Source organism: Cupriavidus sp. GW822-FHT02D05 (assembly GCF_058802485.1).
This window is the reverse complement of record NZ_JBXAOE010000001.1, coordinates 251,274-275,210: the sequence shown is the minus strand read 5'-3', so window position 1 is coordinate 275,210 and position 23,937 is coordinate 251,274. Positions and strand designations below refer to the sequence as shown.

Genomic DNA, 23,937 nt, shown 5'->3' with positions numbered 1-23,937 from the left:
GACCAGAGGCGTTTTGGGCCCTCGATGGGCTGGTCTATTCGCGATACTGATCGAATGCCATGCACGCTAGACGTGGTAACGCCATTTTCCCTAGCCATCGGCCAAGCAGGTAACTCCCTCCATAAGCTCGCCTATCGCAGCGCGTGGCACAAAGTGCCACTGGCCGAATTCGGCATCGAACAACGCGAACTGGTTACATGGGATTCTCAGTTCTTGGTTCAGGGGCCTTTGACGTGCCAATGAAGCCTACTCGCGCCTTGTCTTTCTGAGTTTCCAGCCCGGATTTCTGCCAGCGCCTTCTCCAGCATCTTCAGATCCGGCGGGTTCTTCTGTCCCCCCTTGGAACCTAACCATCTATGCACGGGATTTTTGGGGCCACTGCTGAGTCGGTTGCCTTCCTCCGTTATCTGGCTTGCCATGATCTGCCGTTTAACCACCTGACCTTGCTCGTCGGTGACGCGACATGTAAGCAGACCCTCGGTCTCCATAAACTTGAACAACGCCTCCATACCCGTTCTCACGGTCTCGGCTAGGTCAGGGACGTTGGCGTACGCCGCCACCAACTCATCAATGTCCCAGACCGAATAATCCTTTGCCATCATTCAATACTCTCCATTTTCGACATACCGTTGACGGGCGTGTCGGGTGTTGGCCGGCACCTGCACGACTGCCCGTTGGTCCCGGTGGCCAGGAACGCGGCTTCGACCAGCGTTTCGTCCAGCCGCGCCAGCGGCACGAGCATGTGCGTCGTGGAACCAAAGATCTCCCATTGTTCACTAAGAGCCAATCCGAGAAAGATCTGGGTAGCGTGCGTCCCAATTCAGCCTCAGCAGCACGGATAGCATCTATTGATGATCCAATTACGCGCGCTTTAGACATCGCTCCTCACCTACGGAAGTGCGCCCGGTTTCGGCAGACTAAGCTCTCCCGTACCAGGAGAACCGGAGCTTGGCATTTTTGCAGACCAGCATCATTCTCGAACCAGGGACGGTGTGCGAGCTCGTATCCAGGCGGCGCCTTGATGTTGGCTTGTTTACCAGAATCCTTGACACCGCCGACAGCTCGGCGGCACTGGCCGCGCCGGGCACCTCGAGGAAATAGGATTGCTGACCGCCCTTGCCGGTCGATTCGTTTGCCATGTCTGGGCCGCAGTGCGCGGCAATGGTAAAGGTGAGGGGCCCGCGAGCGACAACACGTCAACCAACGCAAACACGGGGTAGCGGGTCAGGCCACCGAAGAATGTTCGCCATTCACATCGGACAAGTCCGAAATCGCACCACTTTTAACAAGAATTTTGCATTGTGTAGCGCAATGTGGGCAGCAGATGCGTGCGCCATGGACCAAGAAGCGGGGCCCGTCCCAGCCCCGACCCGGTTCGCCCTTTTGGGCGGGGCTGTATGTCCAACGCTACTTGCCAGCCTTCACCGTGCTATAACTCGCCATCAGGTTGCGATAGTCGGGAATGTGATTGGCAAACAGCGTGCCCAACCCTTCGATATCGTTGCGCCAGTCGCGGTGCAGTTCGCAGGCCACGCCGAACCAGCTCAGCATCTGCGCCCCGGCTTGCTCCATGCGGGCCCATGCGGCGTTGCGGGTGATCTCGTTGAAGGTGCCCGATGCATCCGTGACCACAAATACGTCGTAGCCTTCGGCCATCGCCGACAATGCCGGGAAAGCCACGCAGACTTCGGTCACCACGCCCGCGATGATCAACTGCTTGCGCCCGGTGGCCTTGACCGCCTTGGTGAAATCCTCGTTGTCCCAGGCATTGATCTGGCCGGGGCGCGCAATGTAGGGTGCATCGGGAAAGGTCTGCTTGAGCTCCTGCACCAGCGGCCCGTTCGGGCCATCTTCGAAGCTGGTGGTGAGGACGGTGGGCAGGTTGAAATACTTGGCCAGATCCGCCAGCGCGAGCACATTGTTCTTGAACTTGTCCGGCTCGATATCGCGGACCAGCGATAGCAGGCCGGCCTGGTGATCGACCAGGAGGACGGCGGCCTGGCTCTTGTCCAGGCGCTTGTAGGGGGTTGCCATGAGAATCTCCTTTCATTGACTCACGATTTGCGATTGACGTCGAATGGGTTAGCGTCCGACGCTGACTACGCCGCTTCGATCTGCCCGAAGCGGCCGCTGCGAAAATCCTGCAGCGCTTGCTTGATCTCTTCCTCGGTGTTCATCACGAACGGCCCGTAGGTCGCCACCGGCTCGTCGATGGCGTCGCCATGCAGCACCAGCACCAGCGCGTCGCTTGTGGCCGCCAGCGCGAATCCGGCGCCCGCGCGATCGAGCAGCACCATCTGCCCGGCTTGGGCGGCCTCGCTGCCGTTGACCAGCACATTGCCGCACAGCACCACCAGTGCCACGGTGCGCCCCTCGGGAGCAGGCAGGTCCACGTCCGCGCCGTGGCGCAGTTGTACGTCCCATACGTCCATTGGCGTGAAGGTGTGTGCCGGCCCGCGTGCGCTTTCGCCTGTGCCCCGATACTCGCCCGCAATCACGCGCACCTGGCCGGCGCCGCCGGGCAACTGCACCGACGGGATCTGCGCCGACACGATGGTCTGGTAGCCGGGCGCGGCCATCTTGTCGCTGGCGCGCAGGTTCACCCACAACTGCACCATTTCCAGCGTGCCGCCGGTGCGGGTGAAGGCCTCCGAGTGGAACTCCTCATGCAGGATGCCGGACGCTGCCGTCATCCATTGCACGTCGCCGGGGCCGATGCGCCCGCCCTGCCCCGTGGAATCGCGATGCTCCAACTCGCCCTGGTAGACGATGGTCACCGTCTCGAAGCCGCGGTGCGGATGCTCGCCCACGCCGCGCCGCCGGGCGGCAGGCGAGAACTCAGCCGGGCCCGCATGGTCGAGCATCAGGAAGGGGCTCAGGTGACTGCCAAGGCTTTGCTGCGAGAACAGCGTGCGCACGGGAAAGCCGTCGCCCACCCAATGGGCATGCGGGGCACGGTAGGTGCCGCTGATCTTCTTCATGGGAACTCCTGAACGGTGGCGGGCAGGCTTTGCCCCTGACGAAGACCAGCTTAGGCCTGCGGCAGGAACGCCGGTAGCCTCCATGCGCTATTCTCAGTGTCCTATTGATAGGACGATGACCCGATGCATCCCGACCTCAACGACCTTTTCTACTTTGCCCAGGTGGTGGACCATCAGGGCTTTGCGCCGGCAAGCCGTGCGTTGGGCATCCCTAAGTCCAAGCTGAGCCGCCGCGTGGGCGAACTCGAAGAACGCCTGGGCACGCGCCTTATCCAGCGCTCGACGCGGCATTTCTCCGTGACCGAGATCGGGCAGAGCTACTACACGCACTGCAAGGCCATGCTGGTGGAGGCCGATGCCGCGCAGCAGGCCATCGACCTGACGCACTCGGAGCCCCAGGGCATCGTGCGGGTGACCTGCCCGGTGGCGCTGCTGCACGCGCGGATCGGCGCCATGATCGCTGAATTCATGGCGGCCTACCCAAAGGTCATCGTGCATCTCGAGGCGACCAACCGCCGCGTGGACGTGATTGCCGAGCGCATCGACGTGGCGATCCGGGTGCGGGTGCCGCCTTTGAGCGACAGCGACCTGGTGATGCGCACGCTGGCCACCCGCGCGTGGTGCCTGCTGGCCAGCCCCGCGCTGCTGGCGGGCCGCACCATGCCCGCCGTGCCGGCCGACGTGGCCGAGCTGCCCACGCTGGACTGGGGCCCGCCGCAGCCCACGCATAGCTGGCGGCTGCAGGGGCCGGAGGGCGCCAGCGTGGAAATCCGCCATAGCCCGCGGCTGGTCACCGACGACATGCTGGCCCTGCGCCTGGCCGCACTGGCCGGGGTGGGCGCGGTGGCGCTGCCGAGCATGGTGGTGGAGGACGAGTTGAAACTAGGCCAGCTGGTCATGCTGGTGCCAGAGTGGCGGCCAAAGGGCGGCGTCATTCATGCCGTGTACCCTTCGCGCCGGGGCCTGCTGCCTGCGGTGCGTGCTCTGATCGACTTTCTTGCCCTGCGCTTCGAGGCGCTTGTGGAGGCGTAGGCAAAGCGCTGGCGGGCAAGCCGACACATCGCTAGCCACACCACTGCCCAACCACCTTTTGCAGCACAACTACGGGCCAAAAAAGAAAACACTCAATTGCCCTGCCCGCAGTCATGATCGAACATGGAAAACGCGCGGTTGGATGGTGCAGCCAGCGCCATTGCATGAGGCACCGCCGATCACCCGAGGAACAGGCCATGCGACTGCAACGCCTAGCCGTTGGTCTTTTGCTATGTGCCACTGGGTCCACGCAAGCCCAGGCGCAGAAGCCCATCGTGTACCCCGCCAAAGGCAGACCCCGACCCAGCAAGCCCAGCATCGCCGGCACCAGCATGGGCTCGCTGGTGGGTGCCGCGTACGCCACCGGCATGGCACCGATGGCGCAACTGGTCGGCGGCTTGTCGACCGAGAAGCTGTTCAAGGAGCGTGCGCCCCGGCAGGAGTCTGGCGATTCGCCGCAAGCTCGACGACCATACCAACCTGTTCACCCCGGAAATCGGGGTCAGCGGGAATGGCTTGCTGCTGCCAAAGGGCATCGTGTCGGGGATTTTCGCGGGGATGCCTTTTTCAACCTGAACGCCAGCTACCGCCGCACGTGGATCAATTCGCTCGGCGCCGAGTGGCGCACCGATGCGCAAGTCGGCCAGACCAGCCGGCTTGTCAGCGCGCCTTACGACTTCGGCGCCGACGTCACCACAATCGAGATGACCTCGCGATAGACGAGCTTGGCCAGGCGGCCCGCCTTGAGCTTGCCCAGGTCGATGTTGGGGTCCTGGACTTTCACCGTGCGCAGCGTCTCGCGCGGACCACGGAAGGTCACGGTACGGTGCTTCGCATCGACCTTGGTGATCTCCGCCGTCACCGTGGTTGTGATCTCGCGCGCAAAGCCAGGCTTGTCGCCCTCGCCAGCGCGCGCGGTGCGCTCCACCGACTCCGCCAGCGGCATGTCCTTGCTATCGACCGGCTCCAGCGTGGTGACCACGGCCGCCGCGCGGGTCAGCGTGACCATGTCGCCCTTCTTGATCTGCTTGAAATTCTTGACTTCGTCGCCGCCGATCAGCTCGGCGACATTGCCGCGCGGGCCTTGCACCAGCACCGCCTTCGATTCCGGATCGATCGAAACGATGCGCCCGGAGATCACGGTTTCCTCCGCCACGCCGACGGGGCCCGGCGGCGCGGCGTGGACGAGCGGTGCGAATAGCATGGCCGCGCCAAGGCTCAGCGCGTGCAGGGAACGGGGAATCAACCGACGATTTGGCATGGCTGTCCTGACAAGTGAAAAAGCGTGGATACGAAATAACTCGGAGGCCGCCGGGGCACGCGGCACGCAGCGGTACTTCGGAGTTGAACATAGCGCGCAATGGCGCCACGCGGCATGCCTGTTGAAAGATTTCATATCGGACGGGGTAGAAGGTGAAATCAGCCGAAAGTGCCGCCTGACTCACCCATTCCGGATATCGCGCTCGCCACAAGACTTAATTCACACGGCGAGAACTGCAGGACGAAACCCGTGCCATTGCGAGGGATGCCTATATCTATGCATTCCCGATGATCGAGAACTACAACACAAAACTGCAGCACCATGGCCAAGCCTGCGGGCCAAGCGAGGCGGCGATGAATGGCACGTGGAAGCTGCCACCGTTGACACCCGCCACGGACTGACCTACCCCTCTCCATGCGTCGATGGACGCTTCACCATGCGTGATCGCTCAGGTTTTCCTCAGGTTCTCAATTCAACCAGGATCTGCTCAGCGAGATAATCGCAGGGAGGTCGCGCGGACCGGGAGCTGCGGGCGAGGACGATTTCGAGTTCGGCCAGTGGTGGCAAGCCGTCGCTCTGGGATAGCTGAACAAGATGCCCGGGTACGCTGCATCTCGCCAGGGGGGCCACCGCAAGCCCCGCTTCGACCATGCTGACAAGGCCCAGCAGGCTCGGGCTTTCGTAGGACATGCGGTATTTGATGTTCTCCCGCTGCAGCGCACTGATGGCATTAGCGCGCGCCGTGCTGCCATGGGCGAAAACGGCGATGGGCAGCGGGCGCTCGTTCCACACTTTCCTCACGGCCGACCCGACCCAGACCATCGGCTCGCACCGGATGAATTCGCCGGCGATGCCCTTGGCTTTAGTCAGGCAGGCCAGGTCGAGCGTGTTGTCCTTGAGCAATGGCACGAGCGCACTGCTAGGCATGCCGATCACCCGGATTTCCACTCGCGGGTGCGCCACCGCGAACTGTCTGAGGACCGACGGCAGCAACGATGAGGCGTAGTCGTCAGGCACGCCGATGGTGACGCGCCCCTTCATCTCCGGGCGCACGATCGACGCCCACGCCTCCTCCCGCATCGCGAGCATGCGACGGCCATAGTCCAGCAGCGTCTTTCCCTCGGCGGTAATCGTCACGTGCCGCGTGGTCCGCACAAACAGCGGCTTCCCAAGCGACTCCTCAAGCGCCTTGATCTGCATGCTCACCGCCGACGCGGACCGGTGTACGGTCTCTGCCCCCCGCGCAAACGAGCCGGTGTCGGCGACCGCCACCACCATCTCAATGACGTCCAGATCAAGCTTTTTCATATTAATCAGAAAATCTGAATAAAAAAGTCAGTTTAACCCGTTTTACTCGGCCGCTCACCAAGTGGATACTGCGGTCAATGTCCACTGGGGAACCCCGAAAATGCACAGTGCGGAATCGATCTACGGATTTTTAGCGGTTGGGGGCATGCTAGCCGTGACGCCGGGCCCGAACATGGTCTACGTGATGTCACGCTCCATTGCGCAAGGACGCAAGGCCGGGCTCGTGTCCCTCGCTGGCGTCATGCTCGGATACCTTTTCTATATGTTTGGCGCGGCGTTTGGCATCACGGCATTTTTCCTGAGCGTGCCCTACGCCAGCAGCATCCTGGGCACGGTGGGCGCTGCCTATCTGTTCTATCTGGCATGGCAGGCCGTGAAGCCTGGTGGCCGCTCCCCGCTCGAAGTCCGCGACCTGCCGCACGAACGCCCCCGACGGCTGTTCGCGATGGGCGCCACCACCAGCCTGTTGAATCCCAAGCTGGCGATGACCTTCCTGTCAGTTCTGCCGCAGTTCATCAACTATCGGAACGGCAACGTCCTCGAGCAATCGCTCGTGCTCGGGTCCTCGTTGATTGTCGCGTTCGCCACCGTCAACGGCGCCGTGGCAATCTGCTCTGGCAGCATGGCAACCCTCCTGTCCCGCCGGCCGGGACTCCTGCTGGCCCAGCGCTGGGCCATGGGCGCGGTTCTGCTTGTGCTGGGCGCGAACATGATGCTCGACGCCCGAAGACTGGCGGGAATTGGCTGACTGTTGCGGTTGCCTGCCATTGCCAGCGCACCTGCCCCCGTAGCAGACCTGCGCGTCAGGTGTGAGCGAGCACATTGATCAGCTTGCCAAATGGGTCGCGAACATAGAAGCGCCGTACGCCCCATGGTTCGTCGACCGGGCCGTACTCGATGGGAATCCCTGCCGACTTTACGCGCTCAAGCGCGGCGACAATGTCGTCCACTTCGATTGATAAATCCGGCGTTGGCGTGTCCGATCCGCCTTGCGAAGCGAAACTAATCTGCACCTCCATCCTCTCCGACGACCCGTACGTGGCAATCCAGCCATGATCCATCAGCAGGTCGAGGCCAAATACTCTCCCGTAGAAGTCCTTCGCGTCGCCTACGGCTTGCGTGCTGATATTTGCAACGATGCGTTTGACTTTCATTGCGACCTCGATAGGCGTGTGGAGGGAAATATAGCGGGACACTACCATACGGCTTCGACCGCTCCCCCCCGGCAGCAGGCTGCGCCTATTGGAAAGGATGACATTCTTGAACAACTGCTTCTGGGTGAGGATTCAACCGGTCGATGCAACAGATAGCAGTTTGATGAAACCGATCAGCGGGAAGCGCCACCCCAATGCAGTCAGTCATCTCCCGGCTTCCGTTGTCGCAAGTAGGCAGCCATCGCAGCAAAGCGTCGACGCGTTTCCAACTCGAAGACCTTGGCCACGAATGGATCCAGAATGCGCCCCAACAGCTGTGGGCGTAGCTTGATGTTGAATGTGTAAATCAGCTCCGAGGCGCCATGACCAAGGTCACGGTGTCGCATCGAAGCGCCCCAGAATGCGAACAGGCCGGTAGGGGCAATGATGGTCGCTGCGGCAATTCTGGGAGGATCGTAGCTGACGAATTGCGTCCGCATGCCAAGAAGTTTCTTCCAGCCACGACCGAGATTCGTGGTGATGGCACCTACGTGGGGATGCGTCCCGCCGCCCTCCACATAAGCAACCGACAGCAATGTGTCCCATATCAACCGTTTCTCGTGATTATGGAAGGCCTCAAACGCTGCGGCGGCAGATGCCGGCATTGTAAGCACGATACGACGCTGAGCCATGATCAGGATTCTTCTATCGTTGCGTGGATTCCCCACTCGCGAAAGTGGGGTTCGAAATCCGCGAGCTACCTGAGACGGCCCGTGGATGATCGCAATACACTACAAGCGGCGAGCTTACCAGCAGCCCCCCGCTCTCACAGCCCTTAGTGTGCGGCATTGACCGGTTGAACCCACAGCCAACAGCGGCCGACGCGCTACGATCCGCTACAGTATCAATACAGCCGCATGACACTGGTACAGATGAACCACCGCCCTCAACAGCATCGAGCACAAGACCTCCTCACTTCCTATTTCTGGAGCGGCGACGGCATCCGCAGTCGATGCGTCAGTGACATCGTGTTATGCGGCACGGTCGACGTGCCTGTGCCCCCTGCACGCCTGCTTGCGGACTGGGCCAGGGAGATATCGTCCCGCATGGTCCTGGAACCCGGGGATGTCGAGGCAATGCCTTTGGCACGAGCGCGGGCGCGCTGGCCGGACTACGTGCACTGCGTGCAGGCGGCGTCCGATTGGGCGTGCGCGCTTGGACTGCCCGGGGTGCTTGCCGGCAGCGACGTCGCCCTCATGGCCTGCCGCGGCGCGAGGTACCACCATGATGGTGCGCAGTATGGCGGTGCGGCCTTTTGCAATCTCTTCCTGAGCGAAGACAGGGACCAGGACTTGCATTTTCCCTCGCTGGGTCTTCGAATTCCCCTGTCCCGGGGTACGGCGGTGATATTCGATACTTGCCAGCCCCATGGCGTGATTCAACGCCACAGCGGCAGTTTTAACGCGGCCGACTTTCCGCCCGACCAGGATTGCATCCAGCTATTCCTGACCTGGGAGCTTCCCATCGAAGATACCCATGTTGCGCACGCACTTCAGGTTGCCTTCGACACCGCCCCTTCGACCTCGTTGCCACTGAATGAAGAGCAAGTCTGGCTGAACGGTGCAAGGGCCGCTGTGTGCCCGGATTCTGGCCGGTGGTGCCGGGCCGCCTAATCGTCAGGGTCATGCAGCGGTTTGCCCTGACTGGGCGCACGGGTGCTGCCATCAACCGGACAGTCGCTCCGGATCCAAGGCATACAGCCCGCATGGCCCCTTGGACTCCCCTACTGCCTGCCAGACACAAGCCGCTCATTGCGCTCGGTCAGTGACTGGATCAGCCCATCCACCCCGCTTTGCTGAATCCTGTCGTTGAATTGCTGCCGGTAGGTCTGCACCAGCCAGGCGCCCAGCACGTTCAGGTCATACACGCGCCAGCCTTCCGGCGTCTTGTGCAGACGGTAATCGATCTGCACAGGCTGGCCGCTTTTCATATTGGTGGCGACCGTGCGCACCACCACGTCCGTCTCGGCCGGCTCGATGCGCGACGGTGGATACTCGATCTGCTGGTCCGGGCGGAGTTGCGCGATAGCGCCGGCATAGGTGTGGATCAGCAGCAGCTTGAACTGCTCCACCACTTGTTGCTGCTGCGCCGGCGTCGCGGTGCGCCAGTAACGGCCCATGGCGAGCTGCGTGGTGCGGTTCAGATCGGTGTACGGAAGGATGTCCTTGTTCACGATCGTCGTGATGCGCTGGATATCGCCCGGCGCGACCGCGCGGGTGCGCACCTCACGCAGCAACTGCTGCGTCACGGTCTGGATCAGCGCCTGCGGCTTCGACTGGTCATCGACCTGGGCGCAGGCCGCACTGCCAAAGGCAAGCAAGGCCGAAACAACGGGAATCAGGAATACGTTCCTCATCGGTGGGAGTCCTGTCTGAATGTGCAGCCCGCATGTTAAAACAAAGCGCGTTGCGCTACACCCGCACGTCACCCGCCGCACCGCCAGCACGCTCCAACATCGTCCGTGCCCCCTTCAATATCTCCCTGGCCACATCCTGGTTGGCCACCGTGCGCGCCAGCATCAGCGCCCCGACGCACTGGGACATGACGCCCCAGGCCGCCTCCCCGCTCCCCAGCCTTACCGCCAGCTCCAGTTGCATGGCCACCATGCCATCCTCGCAGGCCTGGCGCGTGTCCGCATCGGCTCGGGCGATCTCCGCGCCCAGGCTGGGCAACGGGCAGCCCGTCTCCGGATGCCGCACATGGCCCATGGTGAGGTAGCAATCCAGCATCCTGGCCAGCCAGGCGCCATCGCCTGCCTCCCCGTCGGGCAGCAACAGCTCCCGGCTGCGCTGCAGCTCGCGCTCGATCACTTCGCGCAGCAATGCCTGCTTGGAATCGAAATGGCTGTAGAACGCCCCGCCGGTCAGGCCGGCGGCGCCCATCAGCTGGTCAACGCCGGTCGACGCAAAGCCCTCGCGCTTGACCAGCGCGCCGCTGGCCTCCAGCACCCGCTCGCGGGTGGCAGCTTTGTGAGTTGCGGAATAACGCATTGCAGTTCCTGAGATTGTCCTGGGGCAGATGCCGCTTGACGCGACCCGCATTCATACCATAACGTTCGTTTACTAAACGATCGTTTATCTTATGCCGGATCCACTTCCGATGGAAGCGGCCAGCGTGGGCACGAACGCAGAAAGCCCGCCCGACCATGGCCGGCGGATCATTCCAAGACTGGAGACAAGTCATGTCCAACAAGAAAGCCATCCTTGTGGTAGGTGCCGGCGACGCCACTGGCGGCGCGATTGCGCGCCGCTTTGCCCGCGAGGGCTATATCGCCTGCGTGACGCGCCGCAGCGCCGACAAGCTCACGCCGCTGGTCGAGCAGATCCGTGCAGAGGGCGGCGAGGCCTACGGCTTTGCCTGCGATGCCCGCAAGGAGGACGAGACGGTGGCGCTGATCGAGCGCATCGAGCGCGAGATCGCGCCGCTGGAGGTGGCAATCTTCAATATTGGCGCCAATGTACGGTTTTCCGTGCTGGAAACCACATCCCGCGTGTACTTCAAGGTCTGGGAGATGGCCTGCTTCGGCGGCTTCCTGATGGGGCGCGAGGCCGCCCGCGTGATGCTGCCGCGCGGGCACGGCTCGATTTTCTTCACCGGTGCAACCGCCAGCCTGCGCGGGCGCGATGGCATGAGCGCCTTTGCGGGCGCCAAGCATGCCCTGCGCGCGCTAGCCCAGAGCATGGCGCGAGAGCTGGGGCCGAAGAATATCCATGTGGCGCACCTGGTTGTGGACGCCGCCATCGACACCGATTTCATCCGCTCGAACTTCCCCGACCGCTACGCCACCAAGCAGGACGACGGCATCGTCAATCCGGAGCACATCGCCGACACCTACTGGATGCTGCACCAGCAGCCGCGCGACGCGTGGACACACGAGCTAGATATCCGCCCGTGGATCGAGCCGTGGTAAGCGCTGCGGGCCAAAGCCTCAAAACCATGGAAGCCATGAAAGCCATCAGCAAAAAAACACCACAACAAGCGGAGACGACGACATGAGCAAGCAAGTGGAATTCTATTTCGACTTCGGCAGCCCGTATTCCTACCTGGCCTACAAGGAATTGCCGCGCGTGGCACAGCGCACCGGCGCGCAGATCGTATGGCGGCCCATCCTGCTGGGCGGCGTGTTCAAGGCCACCGGCAACCACAGCCCCGCGGAGATCCCCGCCAAGGGCCGCTGGTCGAAGACCGACACCGCGCGCTGGTCGCGCCGGTACGGTGCCAACCTGCAGCAGAATCCGCATTTCCCGGTCAACACGCTGGCGCTGATGCGCGCCGCGATCGGCTTCCAGTTGCAGGACGAAGCCGCGTTCCACCGCTATGTGGAGACAATCTTCGCCGCCATGTGGGAGCAGCAACGTAACCTGAACGACCCCGCCGAGATTGGCACCGCGCTCACAGCCGCCGGGTTCGACGCGCGCCAGGTGCTGGCGATGATCGATGACCCGGCGGTGAAGGATGCGCTCAAGCAAGCCACCGAGGCCGCGGTAGCACGCGGCGTGTTCGGTGTCCCGAGCTTTTTCGTCGGCGACGAATTGTTCTGGGGCAATGACCGCCTGCTGTTTGTCGAGGAAGCGCTGGCCGCATAGCCGGCGCTATCCCTCGAAAGCGCGCGCCGTCAGAACGCCGGCAAGATCGCTCCCTTGAACTGCGTGGCCAGGAAGTCGCGCACTTCCTGCGACTGGTAGGCCGCCACCAGCGGCTTGACCCACGGCTTGTCCTTGTCCTGCGTGCGCACCGCGATCAGGTTGGCATAGGGGCCGCGCAGGTCTTCGGTGGCAATCGCATCCTTGGCCGGGCTGAGGCCGGCCTTGACCGCGTAGTCGGTATTGATGGAAGCCACGGCCAGGTCATCGAGCGAGCGCGGCAGGATGGCCGAGTCCAGTTCCACGATCTTCAGCTTGCGGGGATTGGACTTGATATCGAGCGGCGTGGCGTTCTTGCCGTTCTTGCCGGCGCCGTCGCGCAGCGTGACCAGGCCTTCTTTCTGCAACAGCAGCAGCGCGCGGTTGCCATTGGAGGGATCGTTCTGGATGCCCACCTTGGCGCCGTCCGGCAGTGCCTTCAGCGACTTGAGCTTCTTCGAGTAAAAGCCCATTGGCGCCACGTACGTCAGGCCGACATTGGCGATCTTGTAGCGCCGCGCCTCGATCTGGCTGTCGAGAAAGGGCTGGTGCTGGAAGCTGTTGGCGTCCAGGTCCCCGGCATCCAGCGCGGCATTCGGCTGCGCATAGTCGTTGAACTCGATGATCTTCACGTCCAGGCCGCTGCGCTTGGCCACGGTGCGCACGACCTCCCAGATCTGCGCGTCGGGACCGCTCATGGTGCCAAGGCGCACCACCTGGTCGGCGGCGTGCGCGGCCGGCAACACGATCATGGCGGCGGCCAGGGCGATGGATTTGAATAGACTACGGCGTTGCATGCAGGCTCCACACTCAGGGTTGCGGCTCTTCGCGCGCCGCGCCGATGCGCGGCGGCGCGCAAGCTGGCCGCTGTGATCAAGGCGCGACCAGCACTTGTCATGCCGGCTCGCTTGGCAGCGATGTTAGCGCCGCGGCCATGGGCAGGGAATGAAGGTGTTCGCCTATCGATATGCGTGGCGTGCGCGGCGCGGGCGCGCTCGGCTGCGGGTAGAATCGCGCTCCAGTTTCCTGCAGATATCCAGCCCGCCATGACGCAAACCCTTCCAGCATCGCCCGCCTGCGAGATTCTCCATGCCTTCACCGCAGCCGCGGGCACAGTACTGGAAATCAAGCGCCTCGGCTTGCCCGCCGATGCGCCGCGTTCGCGCAAATACCAGTGGCTGTGGATAGCCGCGGGCAATGGCCCGCAGCAAGCGCTGCCGTTGCAGTTTGTGTCGATGAGCCAGGGAGATTGCCAGGAGCGCGTGTTTGCCGAAGGCACGCTGCGTTTTGGCGAGCGGGATGCGGCAATGACGCTGCCGACGGGACAGACGCTGCATCTGCGGGCGTGCGCGGCGGATGCGGTCCCGCCCGATGTGGCGGTGCTGGTGGCGAGTTTTTTGGCTGCGGGTTGAGCCAACCTCACTCGCCCAGAAACTCCGCCACCACTTCCAGCCCCTCCACATGGTCAGCCACCACCTTGGCGATCACGGCGATGGGAATCGCCAGCAGCACGCCCCAGGTGCCCCATAGCCAGGTGAAGAGCAGCAGCACGACGAACACCGCGACGGCGTTCATCTTGGCCATGCGCCCCGTCATCCAGGTGGTCACCAGCGCGCCGATCAGCGTGGCGACCAGCAGCGAGCCGCCTGCCGCCATGGCCGCCAGCGCGAAGTCGCCCGACTGCATGAAGGCGGCAAGCCCAATGCAAACCGCGATGAGCACCGCACCGAAGTAAGGCACCAGGTGCAACGCCGCGGCGGCCAGCGCCCACGTGCCGGCGTTCTCTACTTGCAGCCATTTCAGCAGGAACCAGGTCAGCACGCCCACCATGGCGTTGGTGACCAGCAGCATCACCATATAGCGCTGGATCTGCCGGTTGATCTCGTCGAGCATGTGCACGCTGATCTTCTTCTGCGAAAGCGTGGTACCCGCCATCTTGATGAACTTGCGTTTGAACATGTCGCCGGACACCAGCATGAAGAAGGCGAGGAACAACACCACCGCGGCCTGCCCGGCGACGGCAAAGACGCCGACCGAACCTGCCAGCAGGATATTGTTGAGCGAATCCCCGGCGCGCTCCACCACGATCGGGGAGCCACGCACGGGCGGCCCTTGCCCGGTGCCGCCCAGCACCGTGGCCGCCCGCCGGATCTTTTGCACCATCGAGTCGTCTCCGCTGAGCAAGGCGCCCACGGAGCGCGACAGCTTGGTGGCAACTTCCGGCAAACGGTCGATCAGGCTAGCAACCTGATCCTGCAACAGGTATGCGCAGCAGACCACGCTGGCCAGCAGCGCCAGCAGCACCAGCGAGGCGCCGAGCACGCGCGGAATGCGCCGGCCGCACAGCACGGTGACCAGCGGATCGAGCATGTAGGCGACGACCACCGCCAGCACCACGGGGATCACGAAAGCGCTAGCCAGGTGCAGCGTGTAGAGCGACGCGAGCACCGCGAGGATGGTCAGTGGCATTTCGCCGCGCCTGGCCGGTACGGGAAGGTTTGCGGCCACCGCAGGCTGGGCCGCCGATGCGCCCGCAGCCGCGGCTTCAGGCGGCGCCGGCGGCTGGCTGGCTGCAGGAGCCCGCTGGCCTTCGCCGGCGCCGTCACTGGCATCCGCGGAGACAGACGACTGGCTAGCCACAGCGGGGCCGGCGTTCAGATCAGCCATTGGATTGCGGTTCCTGTCGTGATGGTCGCGTACGTGTCGCGTGAAGTGTCGCGTGAATGCCGGCGAGGCAATTGGCCTGTGCGCGCAGCGCGCGCCATGCTTCATCCAAGCATAGCCTTGCCTGCCGGCGTTTCTGTCGGAGAATGCCGCAAGCCTGTGTAGGACAACCACGGCTTGCCGTGCGGCGCGCGATGCACCACATTGAGAGAACACGGATGCGCCGCGAAAGTGACCTCCCTGCCAGTCATACAGACCTCCCAACCAGACAACCCAACCCGCAACGCGCCGTGGCCTGCGCTTTTTCCTGCTGCCCCTGCCATGACGAACTGACACATCCTCTGCCATGCAGATACTCGACGCGCGCGCCCGACTGGTGCTGAAACACCCGTGGCGCTTCGTACTGCGCACGCTCCGGCAATTCCGGGCCAACCAGGGCTTGCTGCTCGCGGGCGCGGTGGCGTACTACGCCCTGCTGTCGATCGTGCCCTTGCTGATCCTGATGGTGATCGCGCTGTCCCATGTGATCGACCCGGCATCGCTGCTGGCCACCTTGTCGCGCTACCTGGAATGGTTGCTGCCGGGACAATCCCGCGCGCTGGTGGGCGAGCTGGCCAGCTTCCTGGCGAACCGCGGGGTGATCGGCTGGGTGCTGCTGGCGAGCATGATCTTTTTCAGCTCGCTGGCGTTCACGGTGCTGGAGAACGCCATGTCGGTGATCTTTGTGCACCGGGTGGCGATCCGCCGCCGCCACTTCCTGGTATCGGCGGTGCTGCCGTACTGCTACATCGTCGTGCTCAGCGTCGGCCTGCTGCTGGTGACGGTGGTCTCGGGCAGCCTGCAGGCCTTAGGCGCGCGGCATGTGGAAGTGCTGGGCCACGACCTGTCACTCGACCGGGTCTCCGGCACCCTGCTCTACCTGCTCGGGCTGGCGGGGGAGATCCTGCTACTGGCCTCCCTCTACCTGGTGATGCCGGTGGGCCGCTTGTCTGTGCGCCATGCGCTGATCGGCGCGGTGAGCGCCGCGCTGCTGTGGGAGGTCTCGCGCCACGTGCTGGTCTGGTACTTCGCCACGCTGTCGCAGGTGAGCGTGGTGTATGGCTCGCTCACCACCGCGATTGTCGTGCTGCTGAGCCTGGAGATTGCCGCCACCTTGCTGCTGCTCGGAGCGCAGGTGATCGCGGAGTTCGAGCGCGGCGGCCTCGATGCGCAAGGGCAGGCGGAGGCGGAAACCGAAACCGAGACCTTTCACACCTGAGCCGCTGCGCACACGAGCCCAGGGCCCAGGGCTCAATGGCCAATCAGTGCAACGTCCCCAGCAGCTTCGGCAGCGAGGCAGAAAGCAGCGCCACGCCGGATGCGGTCAGCAGGCTCAGCACGATCCTGCGAAATGCGATCTCGCTGATGCCGATGTACAGCCGCGCGCCAAGGATGCTGGGCACCAGCATGGCCGGGCCCACCACCAGGAACATGGGCAGCATGTCGCGCGTGACGATGCCGGTGCCGACATAGGTCGCCATGGTCACCGCCAGCGTGGCCAGGTTGAAGTTCTGGATGATGGCGCGCTGCTCGTCCTTGGCCAGCCCGCGCAGGGTGCACCACAGCGTCGGGATGACGCCAGTAAAGCCGCCGATGCCGCCCATGATGCCCCCGGCCGCGCCGATCACGCCGTCAGCCACCCGCCCGCCGGCCCGGATGTGGGGTAGTTGCCTGGACATCAGCATCAGCGGACACCAGATGACCAGCAGCCCGCCCAGGCAAGCCTTGAACACACTGGGATTGAGCGCCGGCAAGATCGCCACGCCAATGGGAATGCCCAGGATGCCGCCGGCCACGAAGGGCAGCAACTGCCGAGGTGAAAAGCTGCGCCGCACCGTCACCGCCGCCACCACCTGGCCGGTCAGCGAGCCGAACACCGCCATCGCCGCGGCCAGGCGCGGCTCCACGGTCCAGACCCAGAAGGACATGGCCACCATGCCGAAGGCAAACCCGGACAAGCCTTGCACGAAGCCGGCCACGATGGCGCCCAGCGCCAGGATCAGGACAGGAAATTCCATCGGTAGCTCGAACGCCCGAAAGCCGGAAAGCCAGAAAGCCGCCCTATGCGGCACGAAAGCCGCAAACTATGCCGGGGATTGAGCGCTTTGTCACCTTCCGGTGGCCTTCGCGCCGCGTGCCTGCACGTCGAGCACCTTGGCCCGCGCCGCTTCGAAGCGCGCGCCCTCGGCAGCCAGCCAATCCTCCACCATGGCAATAGGCGGCGTCTGCCCGTGCGCGCAGACGAAGAAGTAAGACGCCTGCGAGCGCGCATGGATGCCGAACAGGTCGACCAGGCGGCCGGCCTCGATATCTTCCAGCACCAGCGCCGAGCGCCCCATCGCGACGCCCTGCCCGGCCAGCGCCGCCCCCACGGCAAGCTGCGACAGGTTGAAGCGCTGGCCCGCGTCAAGTTCGCCCACCTCTGCCTCCACCCCCGCCACCTGCAGCCAGTGGCGCCACTCCTCGAAGGCTTGCGCGCCGTCCCACGGGCTCACGTCGTGCAGCAGCCAGGCCCCCCTCAGGTCCTGCGGCCTGCGCAACTCGGGATGCGCGGCCAGGAAGGCGGGGCTTGCCACCGGCAGCAGCCATTCGTCGAGAAACAGCCGGGCCTTGAGGTCGTCGTAGCCACCCAGGTCGAAGCGCACGGCGGCGTCAATGCCATCGCGCACCATCCGGGTGCGGTCCAGCGCGTGGAACTCGCCATAGACGCGCAGGCCCACCTCGGGGTGATCACGGAAAAAATCGCCCAGCCGCGGGGTCAGCCAGCGCATGGCAAACGACGGTGCGCAACTCAGCGCAATGGGGCCGGCCTCGCGCGGCTTGCGTAGCTGGGTAAGCGTGCCTTCGATAGCCTGGAAGGACTCGCGCAGCACAAAGCGCAACCGCTCACCTTCGGGCGTCAGCACCAGCGCGCGCGGCGTGCGCAGGAACAAGGGCCGGTCCAGCCACTGCTCCAGCTGCTTCACCTGCTGGCTGACCGCGCCCTGCGTCACGCACAGTTCCGTGGCCGCGTGGGTGAAGTTGCAATGGCGCGCCGACGCCTCGAAGCAGCGCAGCCAGCTCAGCAAGGAAGACGATAACAAGGTGCTCATGACAAGGTGCTCATCAGTGGCCGCCGATACGCATGTCTGCTCTCAGCCAACAATTAGTAAAACTAATGCCTCGCTAAATATAAATGGATTGCCAGCGAATCCGCGCAGGCCAACAATGAAGTCACCCAGGAACCCGCAGCAGCCTATCCCTTTCTGATGAACCAGCCTTTAGCCACGAACCCATCAACCGCAACCGGCCCGCACAATGCCGCAGCGCTGCGCGCCAGCCTGGCCGCCGCCACGCCGTTGTTCTGGTGCAATCCGGCGCGCGCCGGGACGCCGCCGCCCGTCCAGGCCGCCGGCGAGCATAGCATTAGTCTAGCTGATGTCGAGGCTGCACAGGCGCGCTTTGCCCGCTTTGCCCCGCTGCTATCGGCGCTGTTTCCCGAGCTGGCCGAGACCCATGGCGTCATCGAGTCGCCCCTGGTGGCCGCGGCGTCGATGCAGGCGGCCCTTGGGCTGCCACACAGCCAGGGCCAGCTGTGGGTCAAGGCAGACCACAGCCTGCCGGTGGCAGGCTCCATCAAGGCACGCGGCGGCATCCACGAGGTGCTGGAATTTGCCGAGAACCTGGCGCTGCGCCATGGCCTGCTTGGCCCTGGCCACAACGGGCCGGAGCATTACCTGGCACTGGGGGAGCCTGCGGCGCGCGCCTTGTTCGGGCGCTACCAGGTGGCGGTGGGTTCCACCGGCAACCTTGGCCTGAGCATTGGCGTGATGGCCTCGGCGCTGGGTTTTCGCGCGGCCGTGCATATGTCTTCGGATGCAAAGGCATGGAAGAAGGCGCGGCTGCGCAACCGTGGCGTGGAAGTCGTGGAGCATGCTGGCGACTACGAGGACGCCGTCGCCGCCGGCCGCCGCCAGGCGCAGCAGGACGAGTTCACCTACTTCGTGGACGACGAGCGCTCGCTGTCGCTGCTGCTCGGCTACAGCGCCGCGGCGCTGCACCTGCGCCAGCAACTCGCCGCGCACGCGATCCGCGTCGATGCCGCGCACCCGCTCTTCGTCTACCTGCCTTGCGGCGTGGGCGGCGCGCCGGCCGGCATCACCTTCGGCATGCGGCAACTGTTTGGGCCGCACGTGCACTGCGTGTTTGCCGAGCCGACTCAGTCGCCCTGCTTCCTGGTGCAGATGATGGCTGGCGCAGGCAATCCGTCCGTCTACGATTTTGGCCTGAGCAACCGCACGCAGGCCGACGGGCTAGCCGTGCCGCGCGCTTCGGAGCTGGCCGCTGCCGTCATGCGCCCGCTGCTGTCCGGCGTGTACACGGTGGCGGACGATACCCTGTTCGAGCACCTGGCCATGGCATGGCGCACGCAAGGGCTGCGCATCGAACCCTCGGCCGCGGCCGGCTTCAGCGGGCCGCGCATGCTATGCGAGAGCCCGGCGGGGCGCGACTACCTGGCCCGGCACCAGCTCGAAGCCGCGATGCCGCAAGCCACGCATCTGGTGTGGACCACCGGCGGGCTGTTCGTGCCGCCAGCGGAGTACCAAGGTTTTCTGGACCAGGCGGCCGCGCTCGCGGCCTGAGCCGCTCACCGCCAGCATCCATCCCCCCATCGTCGCACGCAGGAGAGTCAGCATGAAACCCGTCCATACCTTCAAGCTTGCATGCCTGGCCGCCTGTTGCCTGGCGGTGCCCGCCGGCAGCGCGCTGGCCCAGGCCTACCCCACGCACCCGATCCAGATGGTGATCCCCTTCCCACCCGGCGGCGCGACCGATGTGATCGGCCGGCTGCTGGCCAAGAAGCTCGGCGACCACCTGGGCCAGACCGTGGTGATCGACAACCGGCCCGGCGCCGGCACCATCGTGGGCGCCGGCCTGGTGGCCAAGGCCGCGCCGGATGGCTACACGCTGCTGGTCAGCTCGGGCACCACATTCACGGTCAATCCGGCCATCCATCCCAAGCTGCCTTATGACCCGCTCAAGAGCTTCGAGCCGATCGGGCTGACCGGGCGCACCGGCCTGATCCTGCTGGCCAACCGCGATGTGCCGGTCAACAACCTCAAGCAGCTCGCGGCGGCGGTGAAGGCGACCCCCGGAAAATTCTCCTACGGCTCGTTCGGCACGGGTACCACCGCGCAGTTCGCCGGCGAGATGCTGCTGAACGATCTTGGCATCAAGATGCTGCACGTGCCCTACCGTGGCAGCTCGCCGGCCATGACCGACCTGATCGGCGGCCAGATCCCGTTCTCGGTGGATACCGTCTCGGCCGCCGTGCCGCAGATCCGCGCCGGCAAGGTCAAGGCCATCGCGGTCACCACCGCCAAGCGCTCATCCTTGCTGCCCGACGTGCCCACCGTGGCGGAAAGCGGATACCCGGGTACCGATATGGATACCTGGCTGGCCGTGGTAGCGCCGCGCGGCCTGGCGCCCGAGGTGAAGGCGAAGCTGGAAAAGGCGCTGGCCGAGACCATGGCCGACCCGGACACGCGCAAGAAGCTGCTGGACAATGGCTTCGAGCCGTCCTACGGCACGGGCGCGGAGGTGACCGCGCTGATCACCAAGGAACTACCGCGCATGCGCGCCATTGCGCAGCGTGCCAACATCACGGCGGACTAAGCGCACCCAAATGGCCCGTGGCGGGCTCGGTTTGACAGCGCCCGCCTCCAGCCCACATCATCGCAAGCACCGCCGCCCCCGAGGCGGCGCCACGCCCTCCAGAACGATCCGAGACAGCCCAAGACAGCCCGACATATGACGCTCCCCGACTCCACTTCCGCCACCCTGCAGCTTGGCGCCTGCGCCGTCGTCGGCCAGCCCGCGGTGGCCATCGACACGCCGGCGCTGATGCTCGACCTCGATGCCTTTGAGCGCAACCTGGCGCAGATGCAGCAAGCCGCCGACCGCGCAGGCGTGCAACTGCGCCCGCATGCCAAGGCGCACAAATGCCCGGAGATAGCGCTGGCGCAGATCGCGCGCGGCGCGGTCGGCATCTGCTGCCAAAAGGTCAGCGAGGCGCTGCCCTTCGTGCAGGCTGGGGTCAGGGACATCCATATCAGCAACGAGATTGCCGGGGCGGCCAAGGCCGCGCTGCTGGCCCGCCTGGCGCGGCATGCACGGATGAGCGTTTGCGTGGATGACGCGCGCCAGGTCGCCGCGCTGGCGCAAGCCGCCGCGCAGGCCGGCAGCAGCATCGGGGTGTTCGTCGAGATCGACGTGGGCCAGGGACGCTGCGGCGTGGCCGACGCGCCTGCCGCGCTGCGCCTCGTCCAAGCCATCGGCGCGCACCCGCAACTAGCGTTCCGCGGCTTGCAGGCGTATCACGGCGGCATCCAGCATGTGCGCGATTATGCTGCGCGCCGGCAAGCTGCAGCCGATGCCGCGGCGCGTACCGCCAACATCGTCGCCGAACTGGCCGAGGCCGGCGTGGCTTGCGCCACGGTGACGGGCGGCGGCAGCGGCAGCGTGGAGTTCGACCTGGAGAGCGGCGTCTATACCGAAATCCAGCCCGGCTCCTATATCTTCATGGACGCCGACTACGGCCGCAACGACTACAGCTGCGCGCTGCGTTTCGAGCACAGCCTGTTTATCGCCACCACCGTGATGAGCGTGGCGGCGGCAACGCGGCCCTCGCCGCGCGTTGTGCTGGACGCGGGCCTGAAATCGATGGCGGTGGATTCCGGCCTGCCGCTGGTGTGGGGCGCCAATGGCCAGGACCACGCGCTGGCCTATGTGGCGGCCAACGACGAGCACGGCATCGTCGAGCCCGTGCCCGGCACCAGCGCGGCGGGCCTGCCGGGCCTCGGCAGCCAGGTGCTGCTGGTGCCTGGCCATTGCGACCCCACCCTCAACCTGTACGACGAGATCGTTGGCGTGCGCGGGCAGGCCGTGGCCTGCTTGTGGCCGGTGTCGGCGCGCGGGCTGAGCCGCTAGCGCGATCCGGATGCCACGCCGCCGCACCTGCCATGCCGGCGCGGCGCTTCCCCCTACCTGCCAGAGAATTCACCATGACCCAGACCGATAACCTGCTTGCCCAATCCGCCGTGGCGCTGCGCCGCCTGATCGGCAGCAAGGAGATCTCGCCCGTTGAGCTGCTTGAGGCGTGCATTGCCCGCATCGAGGCGGTCAACCCCTTTATCAACGCCATCACCGCCACCTGCTACGAGCGTGCCCGCGCAGAAGCCCGCGCGGCTGAGCGCGCCGTGCTCGACGGCGCGCCGCTGGGCCTGCTGCATGGCCTGCCGCTGGGCGTGAAGGACCTGGAAGCCACGGCCGGCCTGCTCACCACCTATGGCTCGCCGCTGTACCGCGACAACGTGCCCAGCGCCGACAACGTGCTGGTGGCCCGGCTGCGCGCGGCCGGCGCCATCGTCACCGGCAAGACCAACATCCCCGAGATGGGCGCGGGCGCCAACTCGCGCAACGCGGTGTGGGGCGCCACCGGTAACCCCTTCAACCCCAACCTGAATGCAGGGGGATCCTCGGGCGGCTCCGCTGCCGCGCTGGCGACCGACATGCTGCCGGTCTGCACCGGATCGGACACCGGCGGCTCACTGCGCATCCCCGCCGCCAAATGCGGCGTGGTGGGCTTCCGCCCGTCGCCTGGCGTGGTGCCGAGCTCGCGCAAGCTGCTGGGCTGGACGCCCATCTCCGTGGTCGGCCCGATGGGCCGCACCGTGGCCGATGCCTGCCTGCAACTGGCGGCCTCGGCCGGCGTCTCGGCCAGCGACCCGCTCACCTATGCGCTCGACCCGATGTCGTTCCTGCTGCCCGCCAATGTCGACCTGGGCTCGCTGCGGGTGGGCTGGACCGAGGATTTCGGCGTGTGCGCGGTCGACAACCAGATCCGGCAGGTCTTTCGCGACAAGATCGCCGCCATGCGTCACCTGTTCCGCAGTTGCGACGAGATCCAGTTCGACCTGGGCGAGGCGCACCGCTGTTTCGACGTGCTGCGCGCCGAGAGCTTTGTCGCCGGCATGCACGAGGCCTATCAGCGCGATCCGCAGAGCCTGGGCCCGAACACGCGCGCCAACTATGAGATGGGCGCGGCCATGTCGCTGGTCGACAGCGCCTGGGCGCAAGCCGAGCAGACCCGCATCCTGGGCCGCTTCCAGGCCGCCTTTGAAGACTACGACGTGATCCTGTCGCCAACCACGCCGGTGTCGCCGTTCCCGTGGACCAACCTCTACGCCGAGACCATCAACGGCGAAAAGCAGGAAAACTACTACCGCTGGCTGGCCCCTACCTATGTGGTCACGCTCACCACCCACCCCGCCATCAGCCTGCCCTGCGGCCTGGACCATGCCGGCATGCCGTTCGGGCTGCAGGTGGTGGGCCGCTTCCGCGCCGATCACCATACGCTGGGCGTGGCGCATGCCATGGAGCAAGCCTTTGCAGGGTCGGAGGCACTGCGCCGACCACTGCCGCGGCTGGACCAGTTGCGCGCGGCGCAGCCCGGGCTGAAGTCGATCGTCACCGCGCCGCCGGTGCTGGATGGCTCGTCGGGCGGTGCCGCTTCGGTCTCGGCCGTCTAGCGCAGCCGCTGCCGCCCGCGCGCGCGGCAACAACGTGACGTGAAGCGAACGCCCCCGGCAAGGACTCCGCCTGTGCAAGTCCCCGGGGGCTTTGCTTCGAGCGCTCAGGCGGCAGCCCGCCCGGCGACGGCTCGGCCGCTGAGCCGTCTTCCGAAACAAGACACCGCTCTCAAATCTGATCCGGTCTTTTTCTGAGCCGTTGCTTCTGTTATCCACCGCAAGCTACCGGTAGCATGTTGTCCATGGCATGCCGCCAATCTCCCAGCC

The 23,937-nt window shown here is 65.1% G+C and carries 24 protein-coding genes and 1 pseudogene; 12 read left to right on the top strand and 13 right to left on the bottom strand.

Translation table 11 applies throughout. From position 1 onward, the window contains the following. Nucleotides 1-218 precede the first annotated feature (218 nt). The 3 genes from AC1RQK_RS01265 to AC1RQK_RS01255 form a co-directional block, all read right to left on the bottom strand. Nucleotides 219-602, bottom strand: coding sequence for a hypothetical protein (locus tag AC1RQK_RS01265; protein WP_492807246.1), 384 nt, complete (start codon nt 600-602; stop codon nt 219-221). 805 nt (nt 603-1,407) lie between these two features. Continuing rightward, nucleotides 1,408-2,034: an isochorismate family cysteine hydrolase YcaC gene (gene ycaC, locus AC1RQK_RS01260; protein ID WP_492371968.1), complete on the bottom strand. Its 627-nt coding sequence runs from the start codon at nt 2,032-2,034 to the stop codon at nt 1,408-1,410. A 65-nt stretch (nt 2,035-2,099) separates the two neighbouring features. Next, the gene (locus AC1RQK_RS01255) at nt 2,100-2,981 is read right to left on the bottom strand and encodes a pirin family protein (RefSeq protein ID WP_492807244.1); all 882 of its coding nucleotides are present in this window, start codon (nt 2,979-2,981) and stop codon (nt 2,100-2,102) included. A 123-nt stretch (nt 2,982-3,104) separates the two neighbouring features. On the opposite strand from AC1RQK_RS01255, the gene AC1RQK_RS01250 reads away from it, so the two are divergent. Together AC1RQK_RS01250 and AC1RQK_RS01245 are read left to right on the top strand one after the other, a co-directional pair. Then, nucleotides 3,105-4,013 (top strand): LysR family transcriptional regulator, encoded by a 909-nt coding sequence (locus AC1RQK_RS01250; RefSeq protein WP_492371970.1) that lies wholly within the window; start codon nt 3,105-3,107, stop codon nt 4,011-4,013. A gap of 317 nt (nt 4,014-4,330) precedes the next feature. Beyond that, nucleotides 4,331-4,562: pseudogene (locus AC1RQK_RS01245) on the top strand (patatin-like phospholipase family protein); the annotation flags it as partial. Between the two features lie 121 nt (nt 4,563-4,683). On the opposite strand, the gene AC1RQK_RS01240 reads toward AC1RQK_RS01245, so the two are convergent. Together AC1RQK_RS01240 and AC1RQK_RS01235 are read right to left on the bottom strand one after the other, a co-directional pair. Further along, nucleotides 4,684-5,217, bottom strand: a complete 534-nt coding sequence (locus tag AC1RQK_RS01240; protein WP_492807486.1) for a hypothetical protein — start codon at nt 5,215-5,217, stop codon at nt 4,684-4,686. 516 nt (nt 5,218-5,733) lie between these two features. Then, nucleotides 5,734-6,582: a LysR substrate-binding domain-containing protein gene (locus AC1RQK_RS01235; RefSeq protein WP_492807242.1), complete on the bottom strand. Its 849-nt coding sequence runs from the start codon at nt 6,580-6,582 to the stop codon at nt 5,734-5,736. 100 nt (nt 6,583-6,682) lie between these two features. Here AC1RQK_RS01235 and AC1RQK_RS01230 point away from each other — a divergent pair, with 100 nt between their 5' ends. Next, nucleotides 6,683-7,330, top strand: a complete 648-nt coding sequence (locus AC1RQK_RS01230) for a LysE family translocator (protein WP_492807484.1) — start codon at nt 6,683-6,685, stop codon at nt 7,328-7,330. A 55-nt stretch (nt 7,331-7,385) separates the two neighbouring features. On the opposite strand, the gene AC1RQK_RS01225 is transcribed toward AC1RQK_RS01230, so the two are convergent. Both AC1RQK_RS01225 and AC1RQK_RS01220 read right to left on the bottom strand, forming a co-directional pair. Beyond that, nucleotides 7,386-7,736 carry a VOC family protein gene (locus tag AC1RQK_RS01225; RefSeq protein ID WP_492807241.1) on the bottom strand — a complete coding sequence of 117 codons (351 nt, stop codon included), beginning with the start codon at nt 7,734-7,736 and terminating at the stop codon, nt 7,386-7,388. Nucleotides 7,737-7,936: 200 nt separating this feature from the next. Further along, nucleotides 7,937-8,407 (bottom strand): SRPBCC family protein, encoded by a 471-nt coding sequence (locus AC1RQK_RS01220; protein WP_492371973.1) that lies wholly within the window; start codon nt 8,405-8,407, stop codon nt 7,937-7,939. A gap of 225 nt (nt 8,408-8,632) precedes the next feature. On the opposite strand from AC1RQK_RS01220, the gene AC1RQK_RS01215 reads away from it, so the two are divergent. Then, nucleotides 8,633-9,388: a hypothetical protein gene (locus tag AC1RQK_RS01215; RefSeq protein WP_492371974.1), complete on the top strand. Its 756-nt coding sequence runs from the start codon at nt 8,633-8,635 to the stop codon at nt 9,386-9,388. 110 nt (nt 9,389-9,498) lie between these two features. Here AC1RQK_RS01215 and AC1RQK_RS01210 read toward each other — a convergent pair whose 3' ends face one another. Together AC1RQK_RS01210 and AC1RQK_RS01205 are read right to left on the bottom strand one after the other, a co-directional pair. Next, the gene (locus AC1RQK_RS01210; RefSeq protein ID WP_492807240.1) at nt 9,499-10,131 is read right to left on the bottom strand and encodes an MlaC/ttg2D family ABC transporter substrate-binding protein; all 633 of its coding nucleotides are present in this window, start codon (nt 10,129-10,131) and stop codon (nt 9,499-9,501) included. Between the two features lie 55 nt (nt 10,132-10,186). Then, on the bottom strand, nt 10,187-10,765 hold the full coding sequence (locus AC1RQK_RS01205; RefSeq protein ID WP_492371976.1) for a TetR/AcrR family transcriptional regulator: 579 nt from the start codon (nt 10,763-10,765) through the stop codon (nt 10,187-10,189). Between the two features lie 191 nt (nt 10,766-10,956). Between AC1RQK_RS01205 and AC1RQK_RS01200 the strand changes: the two genes are divergently transcribed. After that, nucleotides 10,957-11,685, top strand: a complete 729-nt coding sequence (locus tag AC1RQK_RS01200) for an SDR family oxidoreductase (protein ID WP_150985585.1) — start codon at nt 10,957-10,959, stop codon at nt 11,683-11,685. 82 nt (nt 11,686-11,767) lie between these two features. Beyond that, the gene (locus AC1RQK_RS01195; RefSeq protein WP_492807239.1) at nt 11,768-12,361 is read left to right on the top strand and encodes a 2-hydroxychromene-2-carboxylate isomerase; all 594 of its coding nucleotides are present in this window, start codon (nt 11,768-11,770) and stop codon (nt 12,359-12,361) included. Between the two features lie 29 nt (nt 12,362-12,390). On the opposite strand, the gene AC1RQK_RS01190 is transcribed toward AC1RQK_RS01195, so the two are convergent. Further along, the gene (locus AC1RQK_RS01190) at nt 12,391-13,194 is read right to left on the bottom strand and encodes a MetQ/NlpA family ABC transporter substrate-binding protein (protein WP_492371978.1); all 804 of its coding nucleotides are present in this window, start codon (nt 13,192-13,194) and stop codon (nt 12,391-12,393) included. A gap of 249 nt (nt 13,195-13,443) precedes the next feature. Here AC1RQK_RS01190 and AC1RQK_RS01185 point away from each other — a divergent pair, with 249 nt between their 5' ends. Beyond that, nucleotides 13,444-13,809, top strand: coding sequence for a hypothetical protein (locus AC1RQK_RS01185; protein WP_492807237.1), 366 nt, complete (start codon nt 13,444-13,446; stop codon nt 13,807-13,809). Nucleotides 13,810-13,816: 7 nt separating this feature from the next. Here AC1RQK_RS01185 and AC1RQK_RS01180 read toward each other — a convergent pair whose 3' ends face one another. Next, entirely contained in the window at nt 13,817-15,064 is a 1,248-nt protein-coding gene (locus tag AC1RQK_RS01180) for an AI-2E family transporter (protein WP_492807236.1), read from the bottom strand. A gap of 343 nt (nt 15,065-15,407) precedes the next feature. On the opposite strand from AC1RQK_RS01180, the gene AC1RQK_RS01175 reads away from it, so the two are divergent. After that, nucleotides 15,408-16,319, top strand: coding sequence for a YihY/virulence factor BrkB family protein (locus tag AC1RQK_RS01175; protein ID WP_492371981.1), 912 nt, complete (start codon nt 15,408-15,410; stop codon nt 16,317-16,319). Between the two features lie 43 nt (nt 16,320-16,362). On the opposite strand, the gene AC1RQK_RS01170 is transcribed toward AC1RQK_RS01175, so the two are convergent. Both AC1RQK_RS01170 and AC1RQK_RS01165 read right to left on the bottom strand, forming a co-directional pair. Next, a complete protein-coding gene (locus AC1RQK_RS01170) occupies nt 16,363-17,118 on the bottom strand; it encodes a sulfite exporter TauE/SafE family protein (protein ID WP_492371982.1) in 756 nt (251 codons plus the stop codon). Nucleotides 17,119-17,208: 90 nt separating this feature from the next. Then, nucleotides 17,209-18,192, bottom strand: a complete 984-nt coding sequence (locus AC1RQK_RS01165; protein WP_492807234.1) for a LysR substrate-binding domain-containing protein — start codon at nt 18,190-18,192, stop codon at nt 17,209-17,211. A 156-nt stretch (nt 18,193-18,348) separates the two neighbouring features. On the opposite strand from AC1RQK_RS01165, the gene dsdA reads away from it, so the two are divergent. The 4 genes from dsdA to AC1RQK_RS01145 all read left to right on the top strand — a co-directional run bounded on the left by dsdA (nt 18,349) and on the right by AC1RQK_RS01145 (nt 23,670). Continuing rightward, on the top strand, nt 18,349-19,722 hold the full coding sequence (gene dsdA, locus AC1RQK_RS01160; RefSeq protein WP_492807232.1) for a D-serine ammonia-lyase: 1,374 nt from the start codon (nt 18,349-18,351) through the stop codon (nt 19,720-19,722). 52 nt (nt 19,723-19,774) lie between these two features. After that, on the top strand, nt 19,775-20,755 hold the full coding sequence (locus AC1RQK_RS01155; RefSeq protein WP_150985594.1) for a Bug family tripartite tricarboxylate transporter substrate binding protein: 981 nt from the start codon (nt 19,775-19,777) through the stop codon (nt 20,753-20,755). Between the two features lie 135 nt (nt 20,756-20,890). Then, complete coding sequence (locus AC1RQK_RS01150) at nt 20,891-22,069, top strand: DSD1 family PLP-dependent enzyme (protein WP_492807230.1); 1,179 nt, start codon at nt 20,891-20,893, stop codon at nt 22,067-22,069. Between the two features lie 74 nt (nt 22,070-22,143). Further along, nucleotides 22,144-23,670, top strand: a complete 1,527-nt coding sequence (locus tag AC1RQK_RS01145) for an amidase (protein WP_492807228.1) — start codon at nt 22,144-22,146, stop codon at nt 23,668-23,670. The last annotated feature ends 267 nt before the right edge of the window (nt 23,671-23,937 follow it).

Coding starts and splice junctions, on each gene's coding strand:
- AC1RQK_RS01265 (WP_492807246.1), bottom strand. CDS start 602: ATGATGGCAAAGGATTATTCGGTCTGGGACATTGATGAGTTGGTGGCG.
- ycaC (WP_492371968.1), bottom strand. CDS start 2,034: ATGGCAACCCCCTACAAGCGCCTGGACAAGAGCCAGGCCGCCGTCCTC.
- AC1RQK_RS01255 (WP_492807244.1), bottom strand. CDS start 2,981: ATGAAGAAGATCAGCGGCACCTACCGTGCCCCGCATGCCCATTGGGTG.
- AC1RQK_RS01250 (WP_492371970.1), top strand. CDS start 3,105: ATGCATCCCGACCTCAACGACCTTTTCTACTTTGCCCAGGTGGTGGAC.
- AC1RQK_RS01240 (WP_492807486.1), bottom strand. CDS start 5,217: ATGCTATTCGCACCGCTCGTCCACGCCGCGCCGCCGGGCCCCGTCGGC.
- AC1RQK_RS01235 (WP_492807242.1), bottom strand. CDS start 6,582: ATGAAAAAGCTTGATCTGGACGTCATTGAGATGGTGGTGGCGGTCGCC.
- AC1RQK_RS01230 (WP_492807484.1), top strand. CDS start 6,683: ATGCACAGTGCGGAATCGATCTACGGATTTTTAGCGGTTGGGGGCATG.
- AC1RQK_RS01225 (WP_492807241.1), bottom strand. CDS start 7,736: ATGAAAGTCAAACGCATCGTTGCAAATATCAGCACGCAAGCCGTAGGC.
- AC1RQK_RS01220 (WP_492371973.1), bottom strand. CDS start 8,407: ATGGCTCAGCGTCGTATCGTGCTTACAATGCCGGCATCTGCCGCCGCA.
- AC1RQK_RS01215 (WP_492371974.1), top strand. CDS start 8,633: ATGACACTGGTACAGATGAACCACCGCCCTCAACAGCATCGAGCACAA.
- AC1RQK_RS01210 (WP_492807240.1), bottom strand. CDS start 10,131: ATGAGGAACGTATTCCTGATTCCCGTTGTTTCGGCCTTGCTTGCCTTT.
- AC1RQK_RS01205 (WP_492371976.1), bottom strand. CDS start 10,765: ATGCGTTATTCCGCAACTCACAAAGCTGCCACCCGCGAGCGGGTGCTG.
- AC1RQK_RS01200 (WP_150985585.1), top strand. CDS start 10,957: ATGTCCAACAAGAAAGCCATCCTTGTGGTAGGTGCCGGCGACGCCACT.
- AC1RQK_RS01195 (WP_492807239.1), top strand. CDS start 11,768: ATGAGCAAGCAAGTGGAATTCTATTTCGACTTCGGCAGCCCGTATTCC.
- AC1RQK_RS01190 (WP_492371978.1), bottom strand. CDS start 13,194: ATGCAACGCCGTAGTCTATTCAAATCCATCGCCCTGGCCGCCGCCATG.
- AC1RQK_RS01185 (WP_492807237.1), top strand. CDS start 13,444: ATGACGCAAACCCTTCCAGCATCGCCCGCCTGCGAGATTCTCCATGCC.
- AC1RQK_RS01180 (WP_492807236.1), bottom strand. CDS start 15,064: ATGGCTGATCTGAACGCCGGCCCCGCTGTGGCTAGCCAGTCGTCTGTC.
- AC1RQK_RS01175 (WP_492371981.1), top strand. CDS start 15,408: ATGCAGATACTCGACGCGCGCGCCCGACTGGTGCTGAAACACCCGTGG.
- AC1RQK_RS01170 (WP_492371982.1), bottom strand. CDS start 17,118: ATGGAATTTCCTGTCCTGATCCTGGCGCTGGGCGCCATCGTGGCCGGC.
- AC1RQK_RS01165 (WP_492807234.1), bottom strand. CDS start 18,192: ATGAGCACCTTGTTATCGTCTTCCTTGCTGAGCTGGCTGCGCTGCTTC.
- dsdA (WP_492807232.1), top strand. CDS start 18,349: ATGAACCAGCCTTTAGCCACGAACCCATCAACCGCAACCGGCCCGCAC.
- AC1RQK_RS01155 (WP_150985594.1), top strand. CDS start 19,775: ATGAAACCCGTCCATACCTTCAAGCTTGCATGCCTGGCCGCCTGTTGC.
- AC1RQK_RS01150 (WP_492807230.1), top strand. CDS start 20,891: ATGACGCTCCCCGACTCCACTTCCGCCACCCTGCAGCTTGGCGCCTGC.
- AC1RQK_RS01145 (WP_492807228.1), top strand. CDS start 22,144: ATGACCCAGACCGATAACCTGCTTGCCCAATCCGCCGTGGCGCTGCGC.